Source organism: Micromonospora sp. NPDC051227 (assembly GCF_044455385.1).
GTDB lineage: Bacteria > Actinomycetota > Actinomycetes > Mycobacteriales > Micromonosporaceae > Micromonospora.
Genome location: NZ_JBITET010000011.1, coordinates 89587 through 111704, shown reverse-complemented (window position 1 = coordinate 111704; position 22118 = coordinate 89587). Strand labels below are relative to the sequence as shown.

The 22118-nt window shown below is 74.3% G+C and carries 19 protein-coding genes; 10 read left to right on the top strand and 9 right to left on the bottom strand.

What is annotated here, in order from left to right:
• Nucleotides 1-27 precede the first annotated feature (27 nt).
• Nucleotides 28-717, top strand: a complete 690-nt coding sequence (locus ACIA47_RS24475; protein ID WP_396710889.1) for a CDP-alcohol phosphatidyltransferase family protein — start codon at nucleotides 28-30, stop codon at nucleotides 715-717.
• Between the two features lie 71 nt (nucleotides 718-788).
• On the opposite strand, the gene ACIA47_RS24470 is transcribed toward ACIA47_RS24475, so the two are convergent.
• The 6 genes from ACIA47_RS24470 to ACIA47_RS24445 are packed head-to-tail and all read right to left on the bottom strand — an operon-like array spanning nucleotide 789 to nucleotide 6160.
• Nucleotides 789-2276 (bottom strand): phytoene desaturase family protein, encoded by a 1488-nt coding sequence (locus ACIA47_RS24470; RefSeq protein ID WP_396710888.1) that lies wholly within the window; start codon nucleotides 2274-2276, stop codon nucleotides 789-791.
• Between the two features lie 12 nt (nucleotides 2277-2288).
• Nucleotides 2289-3416, bottom strand: a complete 1128-nt coding sequence (locus ACIA47_RS24465; RefSeq protein WP_396710887.1) for a glycosyltransferase — start codon at nucleotides 3414-3416, stop codon at nucleotides 2289-2291.
• Nucleotides 3413-4291, bottom strand: coding sequence for a carotenoid biosynthesis protein (locus tag ACIA47_RS24460; RefSeq protein WP_396710886.1), 879 nt, complete (start codon nucleotides 4289-4291; stop codon nucleotides 3413-3415). Before ACIA47_RS24460 ends, ACIA47_RS24465 begins: the two co-directional genes overlap by 4 nt.
• A complete protein-coding gene (locus ACIA47_RS24455; protein WP_210785723.1) occupies nucleotides 4288-4839 on the bottom strand; it encodes a GNAT family N-acetyltransferase in 552 nt (183 codons plus the stop codon). The genes ACIA47_RS24460 and ACIA47_RS24455 overlap by 4 nt, the downstream gene beginning before the upstream one ends.
• The gene (locus tag ACIA47_RS24450) at nucleotides 4836-5615 is read right to left on the bottom strand and encodes a monooxygenase (protein WP_396710884.1); all 780 of its coding nucleotides are present in this window, start codon (nucleotides 5613-5615) and stop codon (nucleotides 4836-4838) included. Before ACIA47_RS24450 ends, ACIA47_RS24455 begins: the two co-directional genes overlap by 4 nt.
• 56 nt (nucleotides 5616-5671) lie before the next feature.
• Nucleotides 5672-6160: a YbaK/EbsC family protein gene (locus ACIA47_RS24445; protein WP_112582768.1), complete on the bottom strand. Its 489-nt coding sequence runs from the start codon at nucleotides 6158-6160 to the stop codon at nucleotides 5672-5674.
• Between the two features lie 443 nt (nucleotides 6161-6603).
• Here ACIA47_RS24445 and ACIA47_RS24440 point away from each other — a divergent pair, with 443 nt between their 5' ends.
• The 9 genes from ACIA47_RS24440 to ACIA47_RS24400 all read left to right on the top strand — a co-directional run bounded on the left by ACIA47_RS24440 (nucleotide 6604) and on the right by ACIA47_RS24400 (nucleotide 17029).
• Nucleotides 6604-7053 (top strand): SAV_6107 family HEPN domain-containing protein, encoded by a 450-nt coding sequence (locus tag ACIA47_RS24440; protein ID WP_007463070.1) that lies wholly within the window; start codon nucleotides 6604-6606, stop codon nucleotides 7051-7053.
• 102 nt (nucleotides 7054-7155) lie between these two features.
• Complete coding sequence (locus tag ACIA47_RS24435) at nucleotides 7156-7881, top strand: hypothetical protein (RefSeq protein ID WP_396710883.1); 726 nt, start codon at nucleotides 7156-7158, stop codon at nucleotides 7879-7881.
• Nucleotides 7878-9491 carry a DNA polymerase Y family protein gene (locus tag ACIA47_RS24430; RefSeq protein WP_396710882.1) on the top strand — a complete coding sequence of 538 codons (1614 nt, stop codon included), beginning with the start codon at nucleotides 7878-7880 and terminating at the stop codon, nucleotides 9489-9491. Before ACIA47_RS24435 ends, ACIA47_RS24430 begins: the two co-directional genes overlap by 4 nt.
• 33 nt (nucleotides 9492-9524) lie before the next feature.
• Entirely contained in the window at nucleotides 9525-12911 is a 3387-nt protein-coding gene (locus ACIA47_RS24425) for an error-prone DNA polymerase (RefSeq protein WP_396710881.1), read from the top strand.
• A 93-nt stretch (nucleotides 12912-13004) separates the two neighbouring features.
• On the top strand, nucleotides 13005-13181 hold the full coding sequence (locus ACIA47_RS24420; RefSeq protein ID WP_396710880.1) for a hypothetical protein: 177 nt from the start codon (nucleotides 13005-13007) through the stop codon (nucleotides 13179-13181).
• A 75-nt stretch (nucleotides 13182-13256) separates the two neighbouring features.
• Entirely contained in the window at nucleotides 13257-14024 is a 768-nt protein-coding gene (locus tag ACIA47_RS24415; RefSeq protein ID WP_396710879.1) for a methyltransferase domain-containing protein, read from the top strand.
• Entirely contained in the window at nucleotides 14021-15193 is a 1173-nt protein-coding gene (locus ACIA47_RS24410; RefSeq protein WP_203125857.1) for a nucleotide pyrophosphatase/phosphodiesterase family protein, read from the top strand. The genes ACIA47_RS24415 and ACIA47_RS24410 overlap by 4 nt, the downstream gene beginning before the upstream one ends.
• Before the next feature lie 61 nt (nucleotides 15194-15254).
• Nucleotides 15255-16514 carry a DNA polymerase IV gene (locus ACIA47_RS24405; RefSeq protein ID WP_396710878.1) on the top strand — a complete coding sequence of 420 codons (1260 nt, stop codon included), beginning with the start codon at nucleotides 15255-15257 and terminating at the stop codon, nucleotides 16512-16514.
• 116 nt (nucleotides 16515-16630) lie between these two features.
• Nucleotides 16631-17029: a DUF3040 domain-containing protein gene (locus ACIA47_RS24400; RefSeq protein ID WP_088988398.1), complete on the top strand. Its 399-nt coding sequence runs from the start codon at nucleotides 16631-16633 to the stop codon at nucleotides 17027-17029.
• A 199-nt stretch (nucleotides 17030-17228) separates the two neighbouring features.
• Here ACIA47_RS24400 and ACIA47_RS24395 read toward each other — a convergent pair whose 3' ends face one another.
• The 3 genes from ACIA47_RS24395 to ACIA47_RS24385 are packed head-to-tail and all read right to left on the bottom strand — an operon-like array spanning nucleotide 17229 to nucleotide 22072.
• Nucleotides 17229-19700, bottom strand: coding sequence for a DUF3488 and DUF4129 domain-containing transglutaminase family protein (locus ACIA47_RS24395; protein ID WP_396710877.1), 2472 nt, complete (start codon nucleotides 19698-19700; stop codon nucleotides 17229-17231).
• A gap of 16 nt (nucleotides 19701-19716) precedes the next feature.
• Nucleotides 19717-21015 (bottom strand): DUF58 domain-containing protein, encoded by a 1299-nt coding sequence (locus ACIA47_RS24390; protein WP_396710876.1) that lies wholly within the window; start codon nucleotides 21013-21015, stop codon nucleotides 19717-19719.
• A 1-nt stretch (nucleotide 21016) separates the two neighbouring features.
• Entirely contained in the window at nucleotides 21017-22072 is a 1056-nt protein-coding gene (locus tag ACIA47_RS24385) for a MoxR family ATPase (protein ID WP_091407670.1), read from the bottom strand.
• Nucleotides 22073-22118 lie beyond the last annotated feature (46 nt).

The window sequence follows — 22118 nt, the reverse complement described above, 5'->3', positions numbered from 1 at the left end:
CCTGTTGCCCGGCACGACGGTTGATCCGTGGTGGGCACACAGCTGAACTGGGATCAGTACGCCACGGCGTGGGCGCGGTTGCACGGTGGGTTCGACCCTCGGGTCGCGGCTCCGGTGGTGCGCGCCTGGCTGCGATTCGCGTACCACGTCGGATATGTGCTGGGTCGACTGCGGGTCAGCCCCACCGCGGTCACCGCGGCCGGGGTGCTGCTCTGCTTCTGCGTACCGTTGCTGGTGGGCCGGCCGGGGGACGGGCCGTTCCTCGGCGCGCTGTTCGTGCTGCTCGCCGCCGTGGCGGACAGCGTGGACGGTGCCGTGGCGGTCTCCACCGGCCGCACCACCCGGCTCGGCTACGTCTACGACTCGGTCGCCGACCGGCTCGGTGAGGTGGCGTGGCTGCTGGCGTTCTGGCTGGTGGGTGCGCCGGGTGGGCTGGTTGTCGCGGGCGGCGCGCTGTCCTGGTTGCACGAGTACGTCCGGGCGCGGGCGGTCGCCGCCGGCATGCGGGAGATCGGCGCGGTGACCGTGGGCGAACGCCCCACCCGGGTCTCGGTGGCGCTGGCCGGCTTGCTGGTCGCCGGGCTGGCCGGGCTGATCGAGCCGGACCTGGCCGCCGGCACCATCACCATGGCGACCGCGGTCTGGGTGCTGCTGGCCGCTTTCGGCCTGGGGCAACTGCTCTCCAGCATCCGCCGAGCCCTGCTCGACGTCGACTGAGCCGGCCAGGCCGGGCGAGCGGCCCAGAGCCGGAAGCCGGCCGGAACACGCGCCGCCGGAGCATGCCGGGTCTACCAGGCGGGGCCGATCTCGTCGGCGACGATCTGCGCGGAGAGGGTCACCATCGGCAACCCGCCGCCCGGGTGGGTGGAGCCACCCACCAGCCACAACCCGTTCGCCGGGCCCCGGTTCGCCGGGCGGAGCAGCCCACCGGCGGTGCCGTAGATCGAGCCACCCGGCGCGCCGGTCGCCACGCCCAGGTCGGCGGGGGTGCGGATCTCGCGGAACAGCAGCCGATCGCGCACGTCCACGCCGCGCCGTGCCAGCACATCCAGGATCCGGTCGGCGTACGCGTCGGCCAGCCCCGGGCGTCGCCAGTCGACAGCGCCCGCCGCGGTGCCCTGCCGGGCGGCGTTGACCAGCACGAACCACGCCTCGTGTCCGGCTGGGCGGACCATCGGGTCGTCGGCCACGGTGACGAACACGGCCGGGTCGGCCGCCGGCCGGGCCCGTACGCCGCGCCCGGGGTCACCGAAGACCGCGTCGAACTCGGCGTCGTAGTCGTCCGGGAAGAAGACGTTGTGGTGGGCCAGCCCGGTGCTGCCGGAGACGCCGAGCAGCAGCACGAAGCCGGCGAGGCTGCGGTCGGTCAGCCCGGCCAGCCGACGCGGGTGCGGCAGCAGGTCACGGTAGACGGTGAGCGCGTCCACGTTGGCCACCACCACGTCGGCGGGCACCGGGGCGGTGACGCCGGCGAGGCGTACCCCGTGCACCCGGCCGCCGGTGGCGTCGATCCGGGTGACCGTGGCGTCGGTCTGCACGACCACGCCGAGGTCCAGGCAGCGGGTCAGCAGCGCGTCGGCGAGCGTGCCCAGCCCGCCGCGCAGGTACCAGCCGCCGAAGGCCAGCTCGGCGTAGGGGACCGCGACCAGCGCCGCCGGTGCCCGACGTGGGTCGGCGCCGGTGTAGGTGGCGTACCGGTCCAGCATCATCCGCAGCCGCGGGTCGGACAGGTGCCGGCGGCCCAGGCCGCGCAGACTGCGACCCGGGGCGATGGCGGCCAGGTCGCCGACGCGCCAGGCCAGCGACGCGAGGTCGCGAGGGGAATCGACGGTACGACGCAGGATGTCCCGTGAGGAGGCCTGCCACACCCGCGCCGCCCGGCGCCACAGCCGCTGCCAGTCGGCTGCCGCCCGGTCACCGAACGCGGCCCCGATCCGGGCGGTGAACTCCACCGGGTCGGCGCACGAGTCCAGTGCAGGGCCACGACCGGGGAAGACGTGCCGGACGATCGGGTCCAGGGGCACGAGGTCCAGGTATTCGTCGAGCTTCGCCCCGGTCGCCTCGAACAGGTCGTGGAAGACCTCGGGCAGGGTGAGCAGGCTCGGCCCGGTGTCGAAGTGGAACGACCCGGCCGGGGTGTCGTGGGCGTACCGGCCGAGCTTGCCGCCGACCGTGTCGGCGGCCTCGAAGACGGTCACCTGGTGCCCGGTGGCGGCCAGCCGGGCGGCGGTGGCGAGGCCACCCACCCCGGCGCCGACGACCACGATCCGCGCCATGCCGCGTCCTCCCTAGCTGACCGGGCGGCCCCGCCAGGTCAGGCGGCGTCGCTTTCGCAGATGGTACGACCGCAGGGTCAACCAACCGAGGACCACGACCGACACGGGGTGTGCGAGCGCGTCGGGCCACCACCGGCCACCGGTCGCGCGGGCGGTGAGCACCCGTCCGGCCACCCCGAGGACGTACGCGGCCACGCCCACCGCGGCCACCCTCGGCGCGCCGGCCGCCGCACCCGTCAGCGCGATCAACGGTGGTGCGGTGTAGAGCAGCAGCAGTGCCGCCACCACGGCTGCCGCCGCCCCCGGGTGCCCGAACGACGCCCAGAGCGACTTCGAGTACCCGTCGCGCAGTTGCGGCCAGTCGTCGTACATCCGGCAGGTGGCCAGCCGGGAGCCGTCGGCCAGGGCGATCCGCCCACCGGCCCGCTTGACCGCCCGGGCCAGCTCGATGTCCTCCAGGATCTTGTCGGCGACCGCGGCGTGTCCGCCGGCGGCGGTGTAGCCGGCCCGGTCCACCACCAGGAACTGCCCGCCCGCCGCGGCCAGGGACGGCCGCGACGAGCGCTCCATCGCGCGCAGCGGCAGGAAGGTCAGCCAGAGCCACTGCAACAGCGGCTGCACCAACCGGTCGCCGGCCGTCGCCACCACGATCCGGGGGTACGGCGACAGCAGCGCCACCCGGGCGGCGCGCAACTCGGTGACGGCAGCGGCCACGGCGTGCGGGGCGAGCACCACGTCGGCGTCGACGAAGACCAGCGCGGTGGCGTCCGGGTCGGCCCGGGTGGCCAGCTGCCAGCAGGCGTGCGGCTTGCCCAGCCAGCCCGGGGGTGGGGCGACCCCGGTGAGCAGCGTGACGCGGGGGTCGTCGCCGGCCACCGCGCGGACCACCTCGGCGGTGCCGTCGGTGGACCCGTCGTCGAGGACCACGACGCGCAGCCCGGGTACGCCGCGTTGGGCCAGCAGGGCGCGCAGGCAGGGCGTGACCCGGGTGGCCTCGTCGCGCAGCGGCAGCAGCACGGCGACCGGCTCGTCGACGTCGTCGGGCCGGTCGGTGGGTCGGCGCAGCCACCGGGTGGCGTTGAGCCAGGTGTGCCCGGTCAACGCGGCGACGGCGATGAGCAGGGCGAGCAGGGCGGTCATCGGGTCGCGTCGACGCCGGGGCGGTGTGGCTGGTGGGCCTCCCGACCGGGGTCACCGCCCCGGCGGGCACGCAGGAGGGTCACTGCCAGGGGTACGGCGGTCACCGACATGCCGGCGGCGCCCCAGAGCGCCGAGGCGGGCAGGTCGAGGAAGACGGCGTGGGCCAGGATGCTGGAGAAGTACGTCCACAGGTAGAGCGCGACCATCGGGTGGTCCCGCCGATCGGTGTGCTCGGCGGCCGGCCCGGCCAGCGGGCGCAGCGCGCTCATCATCAGCACCGCGAAGAGCAGCCAGCCCAGGTAGTTGCTGACCGGGATGCCGGCCAGACCGGGCAGGGCCGGGGTGGCGTCGCGCCAGACCCAGTAGCCCTCGGCCACCATCTGCGGGTCGAGGAAGAGGTCCCAGGCGGCCAGCCCCACGGTGGCCAGCGCGATCCGCCCCACCCATCGACCCACCGTCGGCCCGCTGCCGCCGGCTGTCGGCCCGCTGCCGCCGGCCGTTGCGGCCCTGCCGCCGGTCAGTCGGGCCGCTGCCAGCCAGGCCGGCCAGGCCATCCAGGTCCAGGCCAGCGGAATGATCAGCGGCACGCCGGCCAGCTTGGGGCCCAGCTCTCCGGAGTAGTCGTAGCTGCCGAACGGCACGCCGGTGGCCACCCCGATCGCCTCGATCGCGAACCCGCCGCCGGTGGCCACCGCGACCAGCGCTGCCGCCACCCGTGGGCCCCGGCTGAGCAGCGCGTGGCCGACCGAGAGCAGCCAACCGAGGACGACGGTGGCCACGGTGAGCCCGGCCCGGGTGGTGCCGGTGGTGAGCGGGTAGCAGATCTGGGCGAGCACCAGGACGGCGAGCAGCGTCCAGGAGATCCGCCGGGTCATGACGCCGGTGGCTCGAGCGGCAGATCCCGACCGAGTACGCCGAACGGTCGCTCGTCGCCGGGGAAGTGGAAGTCGCGCAGCACGTCGACGAAGCCGAACCGTCGGTACAACCGCCAGGCCCGCGAGGTCTGCTCGTCGGCCTCCGGGGTGGACAGCAGCACGGTGTCGCCCTCCGCCATGCCGAGCAGCGCGCGCAGCTGACCGGCGCCCAGGCCGTGCCCCTGCGCCGGTGGCCGGACGTGCAGCTCGACCACCTCGAAGCAGTGGGTGAGCCAGCGCGTACGAGTCGGGGTGTCCAGCGCGCGGTGCACCTGGTCGTGCCACCACTGACCGGAGGCGCCCAGGTAGCCGTAGCCGAAGCCGGCGAGGTGACCCTCGCTGGTCAGGCTGGCAACCGCCCGGAAACCCGGCCGGCGGACGTGGGTGGCGATGTAACCGCGCCGGGCCTCCAGCAGGTCGGTGCGGTATCCCATCGCCTCGCCGTAGACGGCCACCACGTCGTCCAGCCGCCGGACGAGATCGTCCGGCGTCCAGCGCACCAACCTCATGCCCGTCCACCCTTCACCGTTTCCGGGCCGCCGTCGGCGGCCCATCCGAGCACCGACCGGTCGCCGACCACGTCGCGCACCTCGAACCGGGCGAACAGCTCCTCGGCGTACCAGCCCGCGGTGGGGGTTCGCATGATCGCCGCCCGATGCTCCGGGTGACGGTACGCGAACGCCACCAGGTCCGTCGGGTCGCGCCACACGCTCACCGTGCCCTGCCAACCCAACGGGGCCTCTCCGACCCCGAACCGGGCCAGCAGCCCGGGCGCGTCGCGCAGGGCGGCGGCCACCGGCGGGATCGCCCGCCAGAAGGTGGCCGCCCGGCGGGCTCGCAGCCGGGCCCGGGTCAGTGCCAGCACCGGGCCGGTGACCCGGCCGCCCGACGGGTCGCCGAACGGCCGCTGGCCGGACCACTCGCCCCGGCTGGTCAGCGGCCGTAGGTCGATTCGCGCCTGGGCGTGGGCGATGCGCGCCCAGGCCCGCCCGACCGGCGAGTCGTCGAAGCCTCCCGCCGCGGCGGGAGAGTCCCAGACGGTCAGCGCCGCCCACCGGGTCAGGTCGGCGTCCCGTGGCCCGAAGTCGGTGCCGGTCCCGGTGCCCAGCAGCTTGCCGAACCGAACGCCGGGGAGGGCCCGCAACCGGCGAGGGTCCACCGCCATCCGGGTCAGCGCCCGGGGCAGCGCGCCGTGGGAGGTCCGCCACACGTGCAGCGTGACCAGCTCTGGAGCCGCGCCGGCGACGCTGCCGGGACTGCTGGTGCGCTCGCTTCGCTCGCTCACGCCCCCGCTTTGCGGCGGCACGAGCGCATCGCTGCTGTGCCTGCTGGTTCGCTCACTCACGCCACCTCGGCCGGGGTGCCGGCGGTGACCCGCAACAGCTCGGGGTAGGTGGTCGGGAAGACCGCCTGGGGTACGCCACCCGCGGCCCAGATCTCCGGGTACGCCGCCAGCGCCGTGTCCACCAGGGTGCGCAGCGGGTGCGGGTGCCCGAGTGGGGCGACCCCGCCGATCGGCTGCCCGGTGTGCGCCCGGACGAACTCCGGGGTGGCCCGACGCAGTCGGGTGACGCCGATCGATGCCGCCAGGCCGGCGGTGTCGACCCGGTGCGCGCCGGAGGTGAGGACGAGCAGCGGCGTGTCGTCCGCGTCGAAGATCAGTGAGTTGGCTATCTGGCCGACCTCGACGTCGAGCGCTGCGGCGGCCGCTGCGGCGGTGTGCACGGCGTCGGGCAGCAGACGGACCATGCTGGGCTCACCGGCGCCGTCGAGCGTGCCGGCGGCGGTGAGCGCGTCCTGCACCGCCCGTACGTTCGGGTGTGGCTGCATCCCGCCATTCTTCCCGGTCCGCTGGTGGCCGGTTCAGCCGGCCGGCACGCTCGGCGCGTCACACGTTGCATTTTCGTCGGAGGGGAGGTGTACTGTCAGCAGCAGTTAGAACGAGTGTTCGATTGCCTCGAACGCCCGTTCCAACCAGCCGGAGCGCGGCGTTTCGCGGCGCCACCTCCGGGCGGTGCGGCTCCGCGGGCCGCACCTGGGTTTCCGGGCAGTCGCGAGCCTGGTCCCAACAGGCAGGAGCGTCGCCCGCCGCCCACGACCCCCGGGCGGCGGGCGACGCACCCGCCGGTCCGCCGGCCGGGTGTGGTGTGGGGAAGCATCCACACCCGGCCGGCCACACCCGGTGCGTCTTCCTCCGCACCACCCCGACCTCGGCGTCGTCGGTGGCATCAGCCGCCGCAGTGACGTCTCGGCCACGTGGAGGAGAGACACCCATGCCGACCAACCCGGCTCAGGCACCGACGGTGCCGGCGCACGTGCTGCCGCACCGCACCCCCGCCCAGCTCCTCACGTTGGCCCGCCGTGGGCTGGTCGAGGCCGGCCAGACCCGACCTGACGGCCTGCGCTACGCGGCTGCCCACCTGGCCGCCCTGCGCGCGGCGGCGGCTCTGCTCGCCGCCCGGGCCCGACCCGCGCCGAGTCGACGCAACCGGATCACCAGCGTCTGGGTCCTCCTCTGCGCCGTCGCTCCGGAGCTCGACGAGTGGTCCCGGTTCTTCGCCGCAGGGGCCAGCAAGCGCGCCGCCGCCGAGGCCGGCATCCCCCGGGTGGTCAGCGCCCGGGAGGCCGACGACCTGCTCCGCGCTGCCGAACAGTTCGTCACGGTGGTGGAAACCGCGCTCGGCGTGGCCCACCAACCGGCCCTGGACGGCCTCGCCGCCTGATCCCGCCGTGCCACCGGCCGCCCCGCGGGGGGAGCCGGGCGGCCGGTGGCACGGCGTGCCGGTCCTGATCTGATCCACAGCAACGACGGGGGAGTTGGTCCAATGGCGGGCCGCATGGTGGTCGGTTCCGCCGCGCTGGCCGATCTGGTGCGCCCGGCGAGCGCACCCGACCCGGTCGGTGGGCACCGGGTGCTGCCGGTGGTGCCCGAGCTGACCGGTCTGCTGCCCAACCGGGGCCTGCGCCGGGGCAGCACCATCGCGGTCGCCGCCGGCCAGCCCCGCCGCAGCGGTGGCACTTCGCTGATGCTGGCCCTGCTCGCCGAGGCGTCCCGGGCCGGCTCGTGGTGCGCCGTGGTCGGGGTGCCGACGTTCGGCGCGGGCGCGGCGGCTGAGCTGGGCATCGCCCTGGACCGGTTGGCCCTGGTGCCGAACCCCGGCCCCGAGTGGGCCACAGTGGTCGCCGCGCTGATCGACGGGGTGGACGTCGTGGTCACCACCGTGCCGGCCTCGGTCTCCGCCTCGGTCGCCACCCGGTTGGCCGCCCGGGCCCGGCAGCGCGGCAGCGTGCTCGTCCCGTATGGCCGGTGGGACGGCGCGGACGTGACGCTGCAGGTGGTCCGTGGGGTCTGGGAGGGTCTCGGGCTGGGCCGGGGGCGGTTGCGCCGCCGGGAGATCACCGTCTCGGCGCGCGGGCGCGGGGCGGCCGTCCGGCCCAAGGAGATCAAGGTGTGGCTCCCGGGTGACGAGCTGACCCGGGTGATCCCTCGTACGCTGCCGTCGCCCGTGGGTCGATCGGCCGTGCCACTCGCCCTGGTCGGTCGGGGGTGACCGGCGCGCCGGCACGCACGCTGCTGCTGTGGTGCCCGGACTGGCCGGTGCTCGCCGCCGAGATCGTCGACGGGGTGCCGGCGACCGGCCCGGTCGCCGTTATGCACGCCAACCGGGTGGTCGCCTGCTCCGAGCGGGCCCGCGCCGAGGGGGTGCGTCGGGGGCTGCGCAAGCGGGAGGCACAGGGGCGCTGTCCGCAGCTCACCGTAGTGGAATACGACCCCGGCCGGGATGCCCGGGCGTTCGAGCCGGTGGTCGCCGCGGTGGAGGAGTTGGTCGCCGGCGTCGAGGTGGTCCGTCCGGGAGCCTGCGCGGTGGCCGCCCGGGGGCCGGGCCGTTACCTCGGCGGTGAGGAGGCGGCCGCCGAGCGGATCATCGAGCACGTGGCGCAGTCGTGCCTGGTGGAGAGCCAGGTCGGCATCGCCGACGGGGTGTTCGCGGCCGGGTTGGCCGCTCGCGCTGGCCGGGTGGTGGCACCGGGTGGGACACCGGAGTTCCTGGCCGGGTTGCCGGTCGAGGCGCTCGGCCGGTCGGCGTTGGCCGACCTGCTGCGCCGGCTGGGGGTACGCACCCTCGGCGACTTCGCCGCCCTGCCGGCCGGCGACGTGCTGGCCCGGTTCGGGTTCGACGGTGCGCTGGCCCACCGGCTGGCCGCCGGGCGGGACCATCGCCCACTCGCCGTCCGGCAGCCGCCGGCCGACCTGACGGTGACCGCGGAGCACGACGAGCCGATCGACCGGGTCGACGCGGCGGCGTTCGTGGCCCGGGCGCTGGCCGAGCGGCTGCACGAACGGCTGGCCGGGCATGGGCTGGCCTGCACCCGGCTCGGCATCGAGGCGGTCACCGAGCACGGGCAGGAGCTGCACCGGGTGTGGCGGCACGATGGTCTGCTCACCGCAGCGGCCATCGCCGACCGGGTGCGCTGGCAGCTCGACGGGTGGCTCTCCGGCAGCAACGGCCGCGCCGGTGCCCGACCGGCCCGACCGACGGCCGGCATCATCCGGCTGCGACTGATCCCGGACGGGGTGATCGCCCAGGCCGGCCTTCAGGCCGGCCTCTGGGGGGAGACCGGCGAGGAGCGGGAACGCGCGCACCGGGCGTTGAGCCGGGTGCAGGGCATCCTCGGCCCGGAAGCGGTGGTCACCGCGGTGCTCGGTGGTGGGCGCTCCCTGGCCGACCAGGTGCGGCTGGTGCCGTGGGGCGACGAACGCGTCCCCGCTCGTCCGGGGCCGCCGGCCGATGCCGGCGCCGACCCGGTCACCGGCCGGGGTGGAGGCGGGGCTCCGCCGTGGCCGGGTCGACTGCCGGCGCCCGCGCCGGCGGTGGTGCTGCCCAGTCCGCTCGCGGCGACGGTGCACGACGCCGCCGGTGAGCCGGTGGTGATCAGCGCGCGGTTGGCGGTGAGCGCCCCACCGGCTCGGCTGGTGGTCGGCACCGGCCAGCCGGCGGAGATCGTGGGCTGGGCCGGCCCGTGGCCGGTGGACGAGCGGTGGTGGGCGCCGGCCGAGGCCCGCCGCCGGGCCCGGTTCCAGGTCAGCCTGGCAGACGGTGCCGCCCTGCTGCTGGCCGTCGAGGCCGGGCAGTGGTTGGTGGAGGCGATCTATGACTGAGCCGGTGCTCCCCAGGTCGGCGGTGGATGCTCGATGAGCTTCCACAACCCGAAGATGCCCTGGTCGGAGCTGGAGCGGGTGCTCTCCGGTCGGGCCGGCGGCGGCTCCGGCCGGCCGGGCGGCGGGCGGTCGCGCGAGGAGCGGCACCTGCACGTGGTGGACCCGCTCGCCGTGGACGCCGATGGCGGCGACTCCCCGGCCTGGAGCCGCCGCCGCGAGCAGTACCAGCCACCGGAGCTGACCCGCCCCAACGGCGTGGTGCCCTACGCGGAGCTGCACGCGCACACCAACTTCAGCTTCCTCGACGGCGCCAGCCATCCGGAGGAGCTGGCCGAGGAGGCGGCCCGGCTGGGGCTCACCGCGCTCGCCGTCACCGACCACGACGGCTTCTACGGGGTGGTCCGCTTCGCCGAGGCGGCTCGTACGCTGGGCCTGCCGACCATCTTCGGCGCGGAGCTGTCCCTCGGCCTGCCCGGCCCGCAGAACGGCGAGCCCGACCCGCACGGCGCGCACCTGCTGGTGCTCGCGCACGGCCACGAGGGGTACGCCCGGCTGGCCACCACCATCGCCCGCGCCCAGCTACGTGGCGGCGAGAAGGGCCGCCCGGATTACGGGGACCTGGAGGAGGTCGCTGCCGAGCTGCGTGACCATGTGCTGGTGCTGACCGGCTGCCGCAAGGGGCACGTGCCGGGGGCGCTGCTCACCGAGGGGGTGGACGCGGCGGCCCGCGAGTTGGACCGGCTGACCGCGCTCTTCGGCGCGGAGACGGTGGCAGTGGAGCTGACCGACCACGGCCATCCCATCGACGCCGACCGTAACGACGCGCTCGCCGAGTTGGCCGCCGCAGCCGGGTTGCCGACGGTGGCCAGCAACAACGTGCACTACGCCAGCCCTGGCCGGCGTCGACTGGCCACCACCGTCGCCGCGGTCCGGGCCCGACGCAGCCTGGACGAGATCGACGGCTGGTTGCCCGCGGCGGCCACCGCCCACCTGCGCAGCGGCGCGGAGATGGCGGCCCGGTTCGCCGCGTACCCAGGTGCGGTGGCGCGGGCCGCCGAGTTCGGCGCCGAGTTGGCCTTCGACCTCCAGCTCGTCGCGCCGCAGCTACCGGCGTACCCGGTGCCGCCGGGGCACACCGAGATGAGCTGGCTGCGGAAGCTGACAGCTGACGGGGCGCACGAGCGCTACGGCCCGCCGCAGGCGCACCCGACGGCGTACGCGCAACTCGACCACGAACTGAACATGATCGAGGAGCTGGGTTTCCCCGGCTACTTCCTGGTGGTCTACGACATTGTCACGTTCTGCCGTGACCAGGACATCTACTGCCAGGGTCGGGGTTCGGCGGCCAACTCGGCGGTCTGCTACGCGTTGCGGATCACCAATGTGGACGCGGTCCGGCACCAACTGCTCTTCGAGCGGTTCCTCGCCCCGGAACGGGACGGTCCACCCGACATCGACGTGGACATCGAGTCCGACCGCCGGGAGGAGGTGATCCAACACGTCTACACCCGTTACGGCCGGGAGCACGCCGCCCAGGTCGCCAATGTCATCTCCTACCGGCCCCGGTCGGCCGTGCGGGACGTGGCCAAGGCGTTCGGCTACTCGCCGGGGCAGCAGGACGCCTGGAGCAAGCAGATCGACAGGTGGGGCTCGGTCGCCACTGTCGATGTCGAGAACATCCCCGAGCAGGTGGTGGAGTACGCCAACGAGTTGCAGACGTTCCCGCGGCACCTGGGCATCCACTCCGGTGGCATGGTGATCTGTGACCGGCCGGTGATCGAGGTCTGCCCGGTGGAGTGGGGGCGGATGCCCGGGCGCAGCGTCCTGCAATGGGACAAGGACGACTGCGCCGCGGTGGGCCTGGTCAAGTTCGACCTGCTCGGCCTGGGCATGCTCTCCGCCCTGCACTACGGCTACGACATGATCGGGTCCCGGCTCGACCTGGGCGACATGACCCTGGACGACCCGGAGGTCTACGACATGCTCTGCCGGGCCGACTCGGTCGGCGTGTTCCAGGTGGAGAGTCGGGCCCAGATGGCCACCCTGCCCCGACTCAAGCCCCGCGAGTTCTACGACCTCGTGGTCGAGGTGGCGCTGATCCGCCCCGGCCCGATCCAGGGCGGTTCGGTGCACCCGTTCATCCGGCGCAAGAACGGGCAGGAACCGGTGACCTTCGCCCACCCGCTGATGCGCAACGCCCTGGAGAAGACCCTGGGTGTGCCGCTGTTCCAGGAACAGCTGATGCAGCTCGCCATCGACCTGGCCGGCTTCGACGCGGCCGAGGCCGACCAGTTGCGCCGGGCGATGGGCGCCAAACGGTCGGTCGAACGGATGACCAGGATCGCCGACCGGCTCTACGCCGGGATGGCCGAGCGGGGCATCACCGGTGAGCTGGCCGACGACGTCTACCGCAAACTCACCGCGTTCGCCAGCTACGGCTTCCCGGAGAGCCACGCGATGAGCTTCGCCTACCTGGTCTACGCCAGCTCCTGGCTCAAGCGCTACCACCCCGCGCCGTTCCTGGCCGCGCTGCTCAACGCCCAGCCGATGGGTTTCTACTCGCCGCAGACCCTGGTCGACGACGCCCGCCGGCACGGGGTGGAGGTTCGTCGTCCGGACATCAACGCCAGCGGGGCACTGGCGGTGCTGGAGTCGACCCCGGAAACCCGGTGGGGCAGCGGGCCGGGAGAGCCGCCGCACGCCTGGGGGCTGGGAGGCCCCGCCGTCCGGCTCGGCCTGTCCAGTGTGCGGACCCTCGGTGCCGACGTGGCCGAACGGATCGAGGCCGAACGGGTCGCCGGTGGGCCGTACCGGGACATGCCGGATGTGGCCCGGCGGCTCGGTCTCACCGCCGCGCAGCTGGAGGCGTTGGCCACCGCGGACGCCTTCGCCTGTTTCGGGCTGACCCGGCGGCAGGCGCTGTGGGCCGCCGGTGCGGCGGCCCAGGACCGGCCGGGTCGGCTGCCCGGCACGGTGACCGGCGCGGCGGCGCCAACCCTGCCCGGGATGGAGGCGGTGGACCGGTTGGTCGCCGACGTGTGGGCCACCGGGTTGTCGCCGGAGAGCCACCCCGCCCGGTTCATCCGGGGTCAGCTCGACGTGCTCGGCGCGGTGCCGATCGCCCGGCTCGGCCGGGTGGAGCCGGGGCAACGGATCCGGGTCGGTGGCATCGTCACCCACCGGCAACGCCCGGCGACCGCGGGCGGGGTCACCTTCCTCAACCTGGAGGACGAGACGGGGATGCTCAACGTCACCTGTTCGCCGGGGTTGTGGCAGCGCTACCGGCGGGTGGCGCGGACCAGCGCCGCGCTGGTTGTCCGAGGGCGGTTGCAGCGGCACGAGGGGGTGACCAACCTGGTCGCCGACCGGCTGGACGCCATCGAGCCGCCGGTGAGTCCGGCCTCCCGTGACTTCCGCTGAATCAGTGATCCACATTACGGTTTCCGGAGCCGTCGAGCGGGAGACTCGTCTCGAGCGGGCAGAGCGGCCCGTGATCCGTGAGGGGGAACGACAGTGACGGGAAATCACGCGTACACCAGTGGAATCGCCAACGCCCGGCGGACCCGACTGGGCAACGGCTGGGTGCCGTCGCACCTCGCCGACCCCCGCGAGTACGAGGTGACCAACGGTCCGGTGGCCAACGAGCGCCGGTCCCGGGCGGAGGACGAGGCCGAGGGCGCCGAGGCCTGATCAACCGCGCCACCACGCACCCGTCGGGCGTGTGGTGGGCGCGCCCGCCACACGCCCGCACCACCACCGGGCCGGGTGACTAGGCTCGACCGGGTGGAGCAGACCCGAGGCCGGTTCGCCGAGCCGCCGCTGACACCCCGTACCGCAGTGATCTGGTCGGTGCTCCGCGCCGAGCTGGACCGGCGCGGCGACGCCGAGCTCACCGTGCTGGACGTGGGCGGCGGCACCGGCGGTTTCGCCGTTCCGCTGGCCCGCGCCGGGCATCGGGTCACCGTCGTCGACGCCAGCCCCGACGCGCTCGCCGCGCTCACCCGCCGTGCCACCGAGGCCGGGGTGGCCGACCGGATCGCCGCCGTGCAGGGCGACGGCGACGCCCTCGCCGGGCTGGTCGAGCCGGCCGGCGTCGACCTGGTGCTCTGCCACGCCGTCCTGGAGGTGGTCGACGACCCGACGCCGGTGGTGACCGCGCTGGCCACCGCGCTGCGCCCGGGCGGCGCGGCCAGTGTGCTGGTGGCCGGCCGCGCCGCCGCCGTGCTGGGCCGCGCGATGAACGGGCACCTGGACGTCGCGACCACCCTGGCCGCCGATCCGGCCGGCACCGCGGGGCCGCGCGACATGCTGCGCCGACGCTACGACGCCCCGGGCGCCGCCGCGCTGCTCGGCGCCGCCGGGCTGGTGGTCGAGGAGATCCACGGGGTACGCGTGCTGGCCGACCTGCTGCCGGCAGCGGTCGCCGACGGGCAGCCCGCCGCCGTGGTCGAGTTGGAACGTGCGCTGGCCGCCCAACCGCCGTACCGGGACCTGGCCGCCCAACTGCACCTGTTCGCCCGCCGCCCCGCATGATCGCCGAGGCCGGTGGCCGGCCGGCGCCGCTGGAGATCCTCGGGCCGGATCACGGCGGCGGCCGTCTCGCCGACGTGCTGCCCAGCGCGCTGGCCGTGCTGGGCGTGCCCGGCTCGACCGACCCGCTCGGGCTGCTACCCGCGTTGGCCGGGGTGCGTCGGATCGCCGTGCTGCTGGTCGACGGGCTCGGCTGGTACCAGCTGCCGACCGCGGCGCCCTACGCGCCGACAGTCGCCGGGCTCGCCGCGATGGTGGCCCGGCCGCTCATCGCCGGTTTCCCGTCCACCACCCCGACCAGCCTGGTGTCGCTGGGCACCGGTGTCGCGCCCGGCGCGCACGGGGTGCTCGGCTTCACAGTGCGGGTGCCCGGCACCGATCGGGTGCTCACCCACACCGACTGGGCCGCCGATCCGTCGCCGCTGCGCTGGCAGCCGGTGCCCACCCAGTTGGAGCGGGCCCGCGCCGCCGGCGTGACGACGACAGTGGTGAGTCGGCCGGAGTTCGGCGGCAGCGGGTTGACAGTGGCCGCCAACCGGGGTGGTGACTTCCGGGGCGCCGCCGGCGGGGACGCGGTGGCCACCGCCATGCTTGCCGCGTTGGCCGCCGGCACCGGGCCCACCCTGGTCTCCGGCTACCACGCCGACCTGGATCGACACGGCCACGTCAGCGGCGTCGACTCGGCACCCTGGCGGGAGGCCGCCACCGAGGTGGACGCCCTGGTCGCCCGACTGGTCGACGGGCTGCCGCCGGACGCGGCGCTGCTGGTGACCGCCGACCACGGGCAGCTCGACATCCCTGCCGCGCACCGCTTCGACCTGGACACCGATCCGCGACTGCGGGCCGGTGTGCGGCTGGTGGCCGGCGAGGCCCGGGTGCGCTACCTGCACGTCGAGCCGGGCGCGGTCGACGACGTGCGGGCCGCCTGGTCGGAGGTGCTGGGCGCCACGGCCCGGGTACGCACCCGCGACGAGGTGGTGGCCACCGGCTGGTTCGGGCCGGTGCCCGAGGAGCACCTGGGCCGGATCGGCGACGTGGTGGTGATCTGCAACGACACGTACGCGGTCATGGCCAGTCGCACCGAGCGGCCGATGGCGTCGAAGTTGGTGGCCTACCACGGGTCGGACACCGCGGCGGAGCTGACCGTGCCGCTGCTGGTCGTCCGGGGCTGACCCGGGACGGTTAGGCCCGCTGGCCGATGGTGGTGTCGTACCTCCGGGTTAACCTGCCGGGATGGGCCGCAGTCAGTCGTTGCCCCGGGGCGACGATCCGCGCTTCGGGCCGGACGCCGACGACTCCGCCAGCCCGATCCTGCACGTCGACATGGACGCCTTCTTCGCCGCCGTCGAGGTGCGCCGCCGCCCCGAGCTGCGCGGCCGGCCGGTGGTCGTCGGCGGTGTCGGCCCGCGCGGGGTGGTCAGCTCGGCCAGCTACGAGGCCCGCCGGTACGGCGTCCGCAGCGCGATGCCGACCAGTCAGGCCCGAGCCCGCTGCCCCCACGCGGTCTATCTGCCACCGGATTTTTCCGCCTACACGGCCGCCTCCCGGGCCGTCATGCAGATCTTCCGGGACGTCACGCCGCTGGTCGAGCCGCTCTCCCTGGACGAGGCGTTCCTCGACGTGACCGGTGCCCGTCGGCTCTTCGGCTCCCCGGCCGCCATCGCCCGGCTGATCCGTCGCCGGGTCGCCGACGAGCAGGCGCTGACCTGCTCGGTCGGGGTGGCGCCGACCAAGTTCGTGGCCAAGCTGGGCTCCACCCGGGCCAAGCCGGACGGCCTGCTGGTGGTGCCCCCGGGGCAGGTGCTCGACTTTCTGCACCCGCTGCCGGTGGATGCCCTGTGGGGGGTGGGGGAGCGTGCCGCCGAGGCGCTGCGCCGGCTCGGCCTGACCACCGTCGGCGACCTCGCCGAGGCGCCGGTGGGCATGCTCCGCCGAGCCGTCGGTGCCGCCTCGGCGTCGCACCTGCACGAGTTGGCCTGGGGGCGCGACCCGCGCGGGGTCAGCCCCGAGCACGTCGACAAGTCGATCGGCGCCGAGGTGACCTTCGACGTCGACGTGGCCGACCCGTTGGAGATCCGCCGTGCGTTGCTCGCGCTCAGCGCGAAGGCCGGCGTCCGGTTGCGCGGCTCCGGGCAGGTCGGGCGCACCGTCTCACTCAAGGTCCGACTGGCCGACTTCCGCACCGTCAGCCGGTCTCGCACCCTCGACGTTCCCACCGACACCGCCCGCGAGATGTTCGACACGGTCTGGGCGCTCTACACCGCCTTGGACCCGGGCGAGCGGATCCGACTCGTCGGTGTCCGGGTGGAAGGGCTCGCCCCGGCGCAGGGCGCTCCCCGGCAACTCACCCTCGGCGCGCCCGAGCGTGGCTGGCGCGAGGCGGAAGCCGCCGTGGACGCCGCCGCTGCCCGTTTCGGGCGGTCCGTCATAGGTCCGGCCAGTCTGATGGGCGACCGTGATCCCCGCCGAAACGAAAATCCACCCCGCCCATAGGTCGTCCCGCTTTCCGACGCGCGACCCCCCTCGTAGACTTGCGGGTAAGCAGCCGGTTGGCTGCCACGGTCTGTCGGCCCGAGTGGGCCCGACCAACGTGACCGGGGAGGAGTGCCGTGCCGCTCTCGGAGCACGAGCAGCGGCTGTTCGAGCAGATCGAGCGGTCGCTTGCCGAGGACCCCAAATTCGCCTCGGCCGTGCGCGCCAGCGATCCGCGCTTCCATGCGCGGCGTCGCCTGCTCGTCGCCGCCGGCGTCATCATCGCTGGCTTGGCTCTACTGGTCTATGGCGCGGTGATCAAGACTCCACCGCTGGCGGTGGCGGGCTTCGTCGTCATGCTGGCGTCGGCCGCGTTCGCGGTGCAGTCGCACCGGCGGGCGCAGTCACCCGACCTGCACGTGGTGGGCGGCACGACGAGTCGTCGTCGTCCCCGCGGTGGCCGATCCGGTCGCCGGTCGTCACTCCTGGACCGCATGGAGGACAGGTGGCGGCAGCGCCCGGAGGGGCACCGCTGAGCCGGTCCCGCCGCTGAGGCGGGCCGTACGCCGCGACGAGCGGTCGCCGGGCACAGCCCCGGCGACCTCCGGCGTATCCACGCGTCCTCTTCCGCTGTCCGTTCCACCGACCTGTTTCTCATCACCTGATCATGGGAGCGGTCGGCCGGGTGCAGGGGGCAGCGGTGATGGCCGCCGCCCCCATCCATCGAACGGTCGGTCAGCGAGCGGCCCGGTCGGCCAGCAGCCGTCGAGGGTTCCACCGCAGCAGTCGGTACCGGGCCTGTCCGGTGAGCGCCACCATCCGGCTGGACCTGTCGGCCATGGTGGTGCGCCAACGCAGCAGCACCGAGGGCGGCAGCACCGCGGCGAGCAGGCGGGTCCGTCGGTCCGCCCGTGTGGCGAGCGCCGCACGGACCGCGCGTAGCGCCGGCAGCAACCGCTCACCGGTCAGCGGATCCCGCGCGTAGCGGGCCCGCTCCTCCGCCCGGCCGAGCAGCCGCGCCGACCCGATCGCGTCGTCATCGTCGAGGGCGTCCCGGACAAGCCGGTCCGCTGTCGCCCTGGGCGTCTCGGTCGGATCGACCGGGACCCGGAAGTCCACAAGCGTGTCGAGCAGCTCCGCCCAGGCGGCGTGGGCGTCCGCGCGGGCCCGGTTGGCGTCCGCGCTGACCACCACCGGACGTGCCCCCGGCTCGCTGTCGCCGTCGACCCTGGCGGAGGCCATCACCCCGCTCGCCGCGCGGCCACTGCGTCGGCGGCGTAGGGCCATTCGGCGCAGCGCGGGCACCGCGAGCAGCACCAGCAGGGCCACCAGGGCCGCTGCCCACCAGGGCCAGACCGGTGGCTGCTCGTTCGGCGTCGTCCCGCCGAGAGAGAGCCCGTCGTCGGTGTCCCGGTCGGCGTTGTCCGGGCCGGTCGGCTCCGCCGAGGCGCCCGGGTCCGTCGGGGCGCTCGTGGCGCCGGAGCTCGGGCTGGACGCCTCCGGCGCGTCAGTGTCCGGTGCCCAGGCCGACCGGGTGGAGCCGGGCACCCCGTACGCCGGGGTGGCGTCGAACGGCACCCAACCAGCCCCGTCGAAGTAGACCTCGGTCCAGGCGTGCAGGTTGAGGTTGGTCAGCGTGAAGGTGTCACCGTCGCGCTTACTGCCGTTGGTGAACCCGAACGCCACCCGGGCCGGGATGCCGGCCGAGCGGACCAGCCAGGCCATCGCGGCAGCGTACTGCTGGCAGTAGCCGACCTTGTTGGTCAGGAAGTTGACGATGTCCTGACCGCTGCTGCCGCTCTCGGTGCTCAACCGGTAGCTGAACCCGTTGTCCGCCGAGAAGTGCCGGTAGATCGACAGCACCCGGTCGTAGTCAGTGCGCTTGCCCTGGATCAGCCCCTTGACCAGCTCCTCCACCTCGGGCACCGGCCCGGGGGTGGCGGTCATCTGTCGGCGTACGGGGTGCTCGGTCGGCAGCGGCTTCGCAGTCCGCAACGCCTCGGGCGTGAAGGTCGAGCGGACGTAGTCAAAGGAGTACTTCCGACCGCGGGAGTTCTCCCGGTTGGAGAAGACGACCTGCTGGTTGGCGTCGTAGAGCCAGTTGTCGCTGAGGTCGTCGGCGCGGGTCGGTTCGGCGTACACCGGCATCAGTGACATGCTCAGGCTCTTGGTGACCTCGACGGTCGCCTGGTAGGTGGTCTGCTGCACGCCTGGACCGGCCCGGTCGGCCGGGTTCGGTAGGTCTTTGTTTACCGACCGGCCGCTGGGGTTGCGCGCCTGGAAACCAGCGGGGCGCAGCTCGTCGGCGACCGCGTAGCGCAGGTAGAACGGGTTCTGCTCGGACGTCTTCACCTTCACCAGGTCGGCCACCTGGGACTGGTTGAGCTGGCCGGCGAGCGAGGCGAACAGGTCGATCCGACCCGACGTGCCGCCCGAGCCGGACCCGTTGCCGGTGCCGTTGCCCGGCCCTCGGCTGAGCGAGTCGAGCAGCCCGCCGGTCATGCCGGGCACCGCCAGCGGCAGCACCACCGCCAGGGCCACCCCGACCGCCGCGAGCCGACGGCCGGCGGACGCCAGCGGAGAGGCCTCCCACACGTCGACGTCGCGGCCATCGCCGGTGAACCGGCGCCCGAAGCGGCGCACCCGGTCGACGTTGTCGGTGACCAGCAGCCAGAGGTAACCGGCGGCGCCCACCACGAACGGCACCGCGGGGACGCTGTCGACGTAGACGGCGACCGGCACCGAGTAGATGGCGAGCATCGGCAGGCCCGCCAGCGCGGGCCGGCGCAGCCCCACGGCCAGTACGTCCACCAGCACGGCGACCCCGCCGACGCCGAGCACGGCGATGAACAGCAGCGGGTCAGTGTCCGGGACCTCGACCCCGTACGAGCGCATGTCCTGCATGGAGCCGGCGAGCAGGTCGCCGAAGTATGCGAACGTGCCCGGGGTGGGCAGGATCGCGAGCAACTCCTGGCCGCTGGGGAACAACCAGGTCAGGGCGAGCATCAGGCCGGCCAGCATGCCCAGCACCTGACCCCACAGAGGTGCCCGGGCGAGGCGGGTCAGCGCGGCCACCCCGGCCACCACGGCGACCGCGATGATGGACTCGATCAACCATGTCCAGCCCTGGAAGATGGCCGACAGCGGCGCGGCGGCCAGCAGCGTGGCAGCGGCCGCCACCATGCCGATGTTCCGACTGCTGATCATGAGGGGAGCCTTCCGTTCATCGCACACCGCCGGCGACCGTCTCGGCCAGCGCGGCCCGCAGGGCGAACCCCTGGGCGCCCCGACCGACCTGCGGCCACAGCGCCGGCAGCCGGCCGCCGTGGTCGACGCCGACCACCCGCCAGCCACTCTGCAACATGGCGAGGACGGCGGCGGCGTGGGCGTGCTCCGCCTCGGCCCGCGCCTTCTCCGGCAGGCTGAGCCAGGTGGAGCTGTTCAGCAGGAAGCCGACACAGGTGGCGCCGTTGCCCCGCAGCCCGGCCAGCAGCTCCGCCTCGGCGACGCTCACAGTGCCCAACAGGGCGATGATCAGACCGCCGTCGGCGCGTTGGCGGACCCGCTGCACGAGGCCGGTGACCTCGGCGCGCTGATCCAGTCGGACCTCCGCGAGGTGGTCGAGCAGCGCGCCGTCCCCGCCGGCCTCCGAGGCGTCCACATCTGCCCCCGAGCCGGTGACCAGGCGCAACTTGTAACCGGCCTGCCGCAGGTGGACGGCGATGCTCGCGGCGGCCGAGACCGACCACTCGAAACTGGCCGTCGGCCCCTCGCCCCGGTGGCCGTACGCCCGGGTGTCCAGGACGACGGTGGCCCGGCTCTCCCACGGTTGCTCCTCGCGGCGCACCATCAGCTCACCGGTGCGGGCCGTGGACTTCCAGTGCACCCGGCGCAGGTCGTCGCCGCGCCGGTACTCCCGGGTCGCCGCGTCGTCCTCGCCGTGCACCGCCACCGAGCGGGCCCGGCTGTCGCCGCTGCCCGCGTACTCCCCGGGGAGCCGGACCGACGGCAGCGGGGTGACCTGCGGGATGACCGTCAGGTGGTCGGTGCTGGGAAAGGAGCGGGTGAGTTCACAGAGGCCGAACGGGTCGGTCATCCGGACGACCAGCGGGCCCACGTCGTAGCGGCCCCGCACGTCGGCCCGCACCGTGTACGCCACGGAGCTGGCCTGGTGCGCGCCGAGCCGCTCCAACACCACCCGGGGCCGGCTGCCCAGCGCGTAGGGCAGCCGGTCCTCCAGGAGCAGGGTGCCGGTCGGCAGCCGGGAGAGGTTCTGTAGGCGCAGCACCACCCGGGAGTTGGCGCCGACCGGAACCCGGTGCGGGTCCAGGGAACGGTTGCAGGCCAGCTTGTAGCGGCTCCGCCCGACGTAGGCGGCGGCCAGCAACGGCAGGATGGCCAACAGCACCGCCACCCGGAGCAGGTCCTTCTCGCCGAGGATGCCGGCCGAGATCGCCGCCGCGGCCGCAGCGGCGAGGAAGGACCGCCCGCGGGTGGTCAGCCCGCGTAGCCCGGCACGCACGTCATGGCCTCCGCGGCTCGTAGGGTGCGCGACCGTTGCCGGTGGCGGGGGGCCGGGTGTCGTACGGGTTGCGCTGCCGATCGTGTGGCAGCGGCAGGCGGTGCACCAGCTCGGAGACGATCGCGTCGGTGGTCCGCCGGGCGAGCTGCGCGTCGGCGGTCGGGATGATCCGGTGGGCGAGCACCGGCACCGCCAGGGCCTGCAGGTCGTCGGGGAGGACGTAGTCGCGGCCCTCCAGGGCGGCGACCGCCCGGGCGGTGCGCAACAGTTGCAGGGTCGCCCGGGGGGACGCGCCGAGCCGCAGGTCCGGGGCCTCGCGGGTGGCGGTGACCAGGTCGATCGCGTACTGCTTGACCGCGTCCGCCACGTGCACCTGCCGGACGGTGGCGATCAACTGCCGGACGATGGCCGCGTCGGAGACCGCGCGCAGCTCGTGCAGCGGGTCGGTGGCGCCGTGCCCGTCGAGCATGGCCAGCTCGGCGTTGGAATCCGGGTAACCCATCGCGATGCGGGCGGTGAACCGGTCGCGCTGCGCCTCCGGCAGCGGGTAGGTCCCCTCCATCTCGATCGGGTTCTGGGTGGCGATCACCATGAACGGGGTCTGGAGCTGGTACGTCACCCCGTCGACGGTGACCTGCCGCTCCTCCATGCACTCCAGCAACGCCGACTGGGTCTTCGGCGAGGCCCGGTTGATCTCGTCGCCGACCACCAGGTTGGCGAACACGGCGCCGGGGCGGAACTCGAAGTCGTGCGTCTCCTGGTTGTAGACGCTGACCCCGGTGACGTCGCTGGGCAGCAGGTCGGGGGTGAACTGGATCCGCCGCACGGTGCAGTCGATGGACCGCGCGAGGGCCTTGGCAAGCTTGGTCTTTCCGACGCCTGGGACGTCTTCGATCAGGAGGTGACCCTCGGCGAGCAGGACGGCCAGGGCGAGCCGCACGGTGGCGGTCTTACCCTCGATGACCTGCTCGATGTTGGCCACGATGGCCTCGCTGGCGGCGCGGAACTCGTCGTGCGGCAACAGGCCGCCCACCTCGTCCCAGGTCTGTTGTGTCACGGGCCTCCTCCTCGTCGCCGTCACGGCAGCTCTCTAGAGAGCACCT

What these genes read in the sequence shown, in the direction of transcription:
- ACIA47_RS24445 (WP_112582768.1), bottom strand. Translation starts at nt 6,160, where the DNA reads ATGCAGCCACACCCGAACGTACGGGCGGTGCAGGACGCGCTCACCGCC.
- ACIA47_RS24435 (WP_396710883.1), top strand. Translation starts at nt 7,156, where the DNA reads ATGGCGGGCCGCATGGTGGTCGGTTCCGCCGCGCTGGCCGATCTGGTG.
- ACIA47_RS24470 (WP_396710888.1), bottom strand. Translation starts at nt 2,276, where the DNA reads ATGGCGCGGATCGTGGTCGTCGGCGCCGGGGTGGGTGGCCTCGCCACC.
- ACIA47_RS24455 (WP_210785723.1), bottom strand. Translation starts at nt 4,839, where the DNA reads ATGAGGTTGGTGCGCTGGACGCCGGACGATCTCGTCCGGCGGCTGGAC.
- ACIA47_RS24440 (WP_007463070.1), top strand. Translation starts at nt 6,604, where the DNA reads ATGCCGACCAACCCGGCTCAGGCACCGACGGTGCCGGCGCACGTGCTG.
- ACIA47_RS24410 (WP_203125857.1), top strand. Translation starts at nt 14,021, where the DNA reads ATGATCGCCGAGGCCGGTGGCCGGCCGGCGCCGCTGGAGATCCTCGGG.
- ACIA47_RS24395 (WP_396710877.1), bottom strand. Translation starts at nt 19,700, where the DNA reads ATGATCAGCAGTCGGAACATCGGCATGGTGGCGGCCGCTGCCACGCTG.
- ACIA47_RS24465 (WP_396710887.1), bottom strand. Translation starts at nt 3,416, where the DNA reads ATGACCGCCCTGCTCGCCCTGCTCATCGCCGTCGCCGCGTTGACCGGG.
- ACIA47_RS24460 (WP_396710886.1), bottom strand. Translation starts at nt 4,291, where the DNA reads ATGACCCGGCGGATCTCCTGGACGCTGCTCGCCGTCCTGGTGCTCGCC.
- ACIA47_RS24425 (WP_396710881.1), top strand. Translation starts at nt 9,525, where the DNA reads ATGAGCTTCCACAACCCGAAGATGCCCTGGTCGGAGCTGGAGCGGGTG.
- ACIA47_RS24405 (WP_396710878.1), top strand. Translation starts at nt 15,255, where the DNA reads ATGGGCCGCAGTCAGTCGTTGCCCCGGGGCGACGATCCGCGCTTCGGG.